General features: G+C 73.3%; 5 protein-coding genes. 2 read left to right on the forward strand and 3 right to left on the reverse strand.

All coding sequences use genetic code 11. The annotated features are described in order from the left end of the window. The first annotated feature begins 36 nt into the window (after positions 1-36). A complete protein-coding gene (gene purF / locus CITRIK5_RS07815; RefSeq protein WP_159833441.1) occupies positions 37-1,650 on the forward strand; it encodes an amidophosphoribosyltransferase in 1,614 nt (537 codons plus the stop codon). Further along, positions 1,647-2,804, forward strand: coding sequence for a phosphoribosylformylglycinamidine cyclo-ligase (purM, locus tag CITRIK5_RS07820; protein WP_145950673.1), 1,158 nt, complete (start codon positions 1,647-1,649; stop codon positions 2,802-2,804). Before purF ends, purM begins: the two co-directional genes overlap by 4 nt. A 68-nt stretch (positions 2,805-2,872) precedes the next feature. Here purM and CITRIK5_RS07825 read toward each other — a convergent pair whose 3' ends face one another. The 3 genes from CITRIK5_RS07825 to CITRIK5_RS07835 form a co-directional block, all read right to left on the reverse strand. Further along, positions 2,873-3,862, reverse strand: coding sequence for a hypothetical protein (locus CITRIK5_RS07825; protein ID WP_159833443.1), 990 nt, complete (start codon positions 3,860-3,862; stop codon positions 2,873-2,875). Between the two features lie 198 nt (positions 3,863-4,060). After that, positions 4,061-5,005, reverse strand: coding sequence for a Sir2 family NAD-dependent protein deacetylase (locus CITRIK5_RS07830; protein ID WP_061867644.1), 945 nt, complete (start codon positions 5,003-5,005; stop codon positions 4,061-4,063). Then, entirely contained in the window at positions 5,002-5,208 is a 207-nt protein-coding gene (locus CITRIK5_RS07835; RefSeq protein WP_036314242.1) for a DUF3073 domain-containing protein, read from the reverse strand. Before CITRIK5_RS07835 ends, CITRIK5_RS07830 begins: the two co-directional genes overlap by 4 nt. Positions 5,209-5,553: the final 345 nt, after the last annotated feature.

The following is a 5,553-nucleotide window of genomic DNA, read 5'->3' on the forward strand; positions in this document are numbered from 1 at the left end:
CGCCCGCACCACCCCCACCGAAAGGACCCCCGAGCAGTGATCGCACCGCGCACCCGACGAGGCGACGGCCGCCTGACCGCCGCCCTCGACCCCCAGGACCAGGGGCCGCAGGACGAATGCGGCGTGTTCGGCGTGTGGGCGCCGGGCGAGGAGGTCGCGAAGCTGGCCTACTACGGCCTGTACGCGCTCCAGCACCGCGGCCAGGAGTCCGCGGGCATCGCCGTCTCGGACGGCGGGCGCATCGCCGTCTACAAGGACATCGGCCTGGTCTCCCAGGTGTTCGACGAGGCCACGCTGACCGCACTGAGCGGCCACATCGCCGTCGGCCACTGCCGCTACTCCACCACCGGCGTGAACAAGTGGGCCAACGCCCAGCCCACCTTGGGCGCCACCGCCGACGACGGCACGGTCGCCCTGGCGCACAACGGCAACCTCGTGAACTCCGCCGAGCTGCTGCGCATGGTGCACGCCGCGGACGGACGCCACACCCACGGTGAGATGAAGCAGGGCAACACCACGGACACCGCCCTGGTCACGGCCCTGCTGCACGGCACCCCCGGGGACCGCCTCGAGGAGACCGCCCTCGAGCTGCTGCCGAAGATCCGCGGCGCCTACTGCTTCGTGTTCATGGACGAGCACACCCTCTACGCCGCCCGCGACCCGCAGGGCGTGCGCCCGCTCGTGCTCGGCCGCCTCGAGCGGGGCTGGGTGGTGGCCTCCGAGCAGTCGGCCCTCGCCACCGTCGGCGCCTCCTTCATCCGGGAGGTCGAGCCCGGCGAGATGATCGCGATCGACGAGGAGGGCATCCGCTCCACCCGCTTCGCCGAGTCCAAGCCGGCCGGCTGCGTGTTCGAGTACGTCTACCTCGCCCGGCCGGACGCCACGATCGCCGGGCGCTCCGTGTACGAGTCCCGCGTGGAGATGGGCCGCCGCCTCGCGCTCGAGCAGCCGGTCGAGGCCGACGTCGTGATCCCCGTGCCCGAGTCCGGCACGCCCGCCGCCGTGGGCTACGCGGACGCCTCGGGCCTGCCGTTCCGCCAGGGCTTCGTGAAGAACGCGTACGTGGGCCGCACCTTCATCCAGCCGTCCCAGACGCTGCGCCAGCTCGGCATCCGCCTCAAGCTCAACGTCCAGTCCACCGTGGTGGCCGGCAAGCGCGTCGTGGTGGTGGACGACTCGATCGTGCGCGGCAACACCCAGCGCGCCGTCGTGCGGATGCTCAAGGAGGCCGGCGCTGCCGAAGTGCACGTGAAGATCTCCTCCCCTCCCGTGAAGTGGCCCTGCTTCTACGGCATCGACTTCGCCACCCGCGCCGAGCTCATCGCCAACGGCGCCGCGGTGGACCAGATCGCCGCATCCATCGGCGCCGACTCGCTGGCCTACATCAGCGAGGAGGGCATGATCGAGGCCACCGGGCAGCCGCGCGAGCGCCTGTGCACCGCCTGCTTCACCGGTGACTACCCGATCCCGCTGGCCGACGAGGGCGAGCGCGGCAAGGGCCTGCTGGAGCCGGTCGCCGTGTCGCCCGCGTCCACCGTGGTGCTGGACGTGGACGGCGAGACCACCACCGTGACCGCCACGGGCTGCGAGCCCGGCCCGGACGCCGACGACGAGAAGCTGCTCACCGAGACGGACAGGATCCCGCTGTGACCCCGAACCAGACCCCCTCCTCCGCCACCCCCATCACCTACGCCTCGGCCGGCGTCGACGTGGAGGCCGGCGACCGCGCCGTCGAGCTGATGAAGGACGCCGTGAAGGCCACCCACACCCCCGAGGTCCTGGGCGGCATCGGCGGCTTCGCCGGCATGTGGGACGCCTCCGCGCTGCTGCAGTACCGCAAGCCGCTGCTGACCACGTCCACGGACGGCGTCGGCACCAAGGTGGCGATCGCACAGGCGATGGACAAGCACGACACCATCGGCCAGGACCTCGTGGGCATGGTCGTGGACGACATCGTGGTGGTCGGCGCCCAGCCCCTGTTCATGACCGACTACATCGCGTGCGGCAAGGTCGTGCCCGAGCGCATCGCGGACATCGTGCGCGGCGTGGCCGAGGGCTGCCGCCTGGCCGACACCGCGCTCGTGGGCGGCGAGACCGCCGAGCACCCGGGCCTGCTGGCCGTGGACGAGTACGACGTGGCGGGCGCGGCCACCGGCGTGGTCGAGGCGGACATGGTCCTGGGCGCGGAGCGGGTGCAGTCCGGCGACGTCGTGATCGGCATGGCCTCCTCCGGCATCCACTCGAATGGCTACTCGCTCGTGCGCCGGGTGGTGAACGCCGCGGGCTGGTCCCTCGACCGCGAGGTCACCGAGCTCGGCTGCACCCTCGGCGAGGAGCTGCTCGTGCCGACCCGCATCTACTCCCGCGCCTGCCTCGACCTGGTGCAGCGCCTCAACGGCCACGACGGCGGCTCGGACCTGCCGGTGCGCGCGTTCAGCCACGTGACCGGCGGCGGCCTGGCCGCGAACCTGGCGCGCGTGCTCCCGCAGGGCCTCATGGCGACCGTCGAGCGCGACACCTGGTCCCTGCCGCCCGTGTTCCGCCTGGTGGGCGAGCTCGGCCGCGTTCCGCAGTCCGACCTCGAGCGCACCCTCAACCTCGGCGTGGGCATGGTGGCCGTGGTGGACCCGGAGGTGGCCGCGACGTCGATCTCCGTGCTCGTGGACGCCGGCATCGACGCGTGGGAGATGGGCACCATCGGCGCCCTCACCGACGACGCGGCGGCCGCAGGCCTGGACTTCGTGCAGGGCGCCAAGGGCGTCGACGGCGGCGCCGTGCTGATGCGCGGCCAGTACGCCGCCTGACCCCCCGGGGGGCGTTTTCGTTCGGGAAACGGCGGGCTCCGGGGTGTTTTCGTTCGGGAAACGGCGGTTCACGACGCGAACACCCGCCCGCCGAGCCGGGCCCGGTGCGTCTGCACCTCGGCGACGACGCGCCGGAAGTCGTCCCGTGCGTCGTCCACCGTGGCCCAGATCTGCGTCCAGCCCGCGCGCGCCCAGCCCTCGTCTCGCCACGCGTCCACGGCGACCTGTGCCGGGTCGAGGTGGTGACCGCCGTCGTAGTGGACCACCATGCGCCACTGCCGCCACCCCAGATCCGCGTCCGGCGACCGCGCCCGGCCCGGGTGCAGCACCAGCTGGAGCTCCGGCTCGGGCAGGCCGGCGTGGAGCAGGGCCAGTCGCAGGGCTGTCTCCTGTGGGGAGTCCGCGCCCACCCGCACCAGCTGGAGGGCGGCACGGGCGGTGCGCACTCCCTTGAACCGCCCGGCACGCAGGAGCGCGGACCGCAGGGCCGCCGTCGTGGTCCGTGGTGAGCGGCGCCCCTCCGGCGACCACGGCCGGTGGACGAGAGCGTCCCCGGCCGCCACGACGGGCACGAGCATGCCTGGACGGAGCAGTGCGGCCAGATCCGCCCAGGATCGCTCCAGGCTCGTCAGGCGGATCCCGTGGAGGACGGTCACATCCGCGGCCGGGACGAGGCGGGCATGCGAGGTGATCTCTGGGCGGACGCTCGCCCCGCGCGGGTGTGGCCGGGACACGTGCACCGTGCCGTCCTCCGCCAGGAACGGCGGCAGCGGCACGCGGTGCAGGAGCAGCGCCGTGAGGTGGGAGGCCACTCCCCCGCTCGCCTCCACGACCGCGGCCGTCTCCTCCGGCGCGAAGGGAGCGGGCGCCTCGGCGTAGCCGAGCTCCGCCCACGAGCCGAGGTGGTCAGTCCGGAGCCGATGGACCCCATGCGTCACGCGCCGCACGTCACCGCCGCGGACCAGTCGCTCCGAGACCCCGGCCGCGCGCAGGTCGCCACGGGTGAACGGCCGGCCGGCCTCGGCGATGTCCGATAGGGGCAGGGAAGACGTGACCATGCCCGTGACGATGGCTCAACCCGGCCGACCCCGGCCGCGCGGGAGCACCCACCGTGGACGAGGACGTCGGCGGCGCCGCCTGTGCAGGAGTCGTGCGTGGCCCCGGGCCACCCGGTGTCCACACCCCCGGCGCCCGCCATTTCCCGCACGAAAACGCCCCGGCGTCCGCCGTTTCCCGCACGAAAACGTGGGTGGGGGTCAGAGGCGGGCGTCGAGCCAGGCCAGCGCGTCGGCGACCGGGGCGCGCCAGCGCCAGCGGGCCTTGGCGTCGGCGCGGGTGGGGCCGAGGTTGATCAGCCCCGTCTCATGCCCGGCCCGCTCGGCCCGCAGCACGAACCGGTAGCCGCTCATCACGGCCAGCGAGGTGCCGACGGCGAGCACCGTGCCGCCGTCGTCGGCCATCGCCTCCGCGGCCGCGCGCCGCGCCGCGGGCACGGACTCGCCGAAGTACACGACGTCCGGCTTGAGCTTCACGGAGCCGCACACCCGGCAGCCGACCATCGTGAACTCCTCCACCCAGTGCTGGTCGAGGGAGACGTCCCCGTCGGGGTTCACGGCGTCCGGGTCGATCGCCACGCGCTCGAGGTAGCCCGGATTGGCGGCCTCGAGCCGCAGGTCCAGGTCACGGCGGGACTCGGTGGCCCCGCAGTTCAGGCAGGCCACGCGCGCCAGGTCCCCGTGGAGCTCGATCAGCCGGTCCTCCGGCATCCCCGCCGCGCGTCCGGCCTCGGCGTGCAGCCCGTCCACGTTCTGGGTCAGGACGCCGGCGATCCGCCCTTCGGCCGCCCAGCGCGCGAGGATGCGGTGCGCCTCGTTCGGCCGGGCCTGGTCCATGCGACGCCAGCCCACGAACGAGCGTGCCCAGTAGCGGTGGCGGGCGGCCGGGTCGTCCCGGAACTCCTGGTACGTCATCGGCCGGTGGCGGTGCAGGGACCCGTTTGGCCCCCGGTAGTCCGGGATGCCGGAGTCCGTGGACACGCCGGCCCCGGTGATCACGAGCGGGCGGGACTCCTCCATCAGACGCAGCAGACCCCGAGACGCCGTCTCGGGGTCCTGCAGCGGTGCTGTCTCATCCACCACCCTGGCGATCGACCGCAGGGCGGCCTGATACCCGTCCAGGGCCGGATGCCGTGCGGGCGTCATCGCGCCCGCGCGTCGTCGTCCTCGTCCTCCGCGTAGAGGTCCGCGTACGGATCCTCGTACTCGGGCTCCTGGTCCTGCTCCGGGCCGCGCGTGCGTCCGCCCGTGAGCTCTCGCTCCAGTGCCGAGAGGTCTGTTCCGGGAGAGAAGTACTTCATCTCCCGTGCCTGCTTCGTGGCCTTCGCCTTCTGACGGCCGCGCCCCATGAGCGTGACCCCCTTCGCATCTCTCGCCGCCTCGGATCTGTGGCGCACAGGGGCCCGCCGAGGTCTTCACTGGTCAATATGGTTCGTGCGGACAAGGATACATGACCCGCCGGACGGCCTGTGGACGACGACGACCGGCCCGGTCCGGCGGGGCGTGCAGTGGCGCCGGGCGCGGCGCGGGCGGCCGCGACACGGGCGGCATCCGGCTGGACGGGCGTGACACACACCCTGTACGGACGCTGGACGACCGGCTAGGTTGCGTACGTCACACCCACTCCGACGATGAGGATGCCCATGCGCCGCACCCCCACCCTGCTGGCCGCCGCCACCCCCGCCCCTTATACA

Source organism: Micrococcus sp. 116, assembly GCF_902506395.1.
In the GTDB taxonomy this organism is placed as follows: Bacteria; Actinomycetota; Actinomycetes; order Actinomycetales; family Micrococcaceae; genus Micrococcus; species Micrococcus luteus.

Excerpts from the sequence above, each read along its gene's own strand:
- CITRIK5_RS07825 (WP_159833443.1), bottom strand. The coding sequence starts at position 3,862 with ATGGTCACGTCTTCCCTGCCCCTATCGGACATCGCCGAGGCCGGCCGG.
- CITRIK5_RS07830 (WP_061867644.1), bottom strand. The coding sequence starts at position 5,005 with ATGACGCCCGCACGGCATCCGGCCCTGGACGGGTATCAGGCCGCCCTG.
- CITRIK5_RS07835 (WP_036314242.1), bottom strand. The coding sequence starts at position 5,208 with ATGGGGCGCGGCCGTCAGAAGGCGAAGGCCACGAAGCAGGCACGGGAG.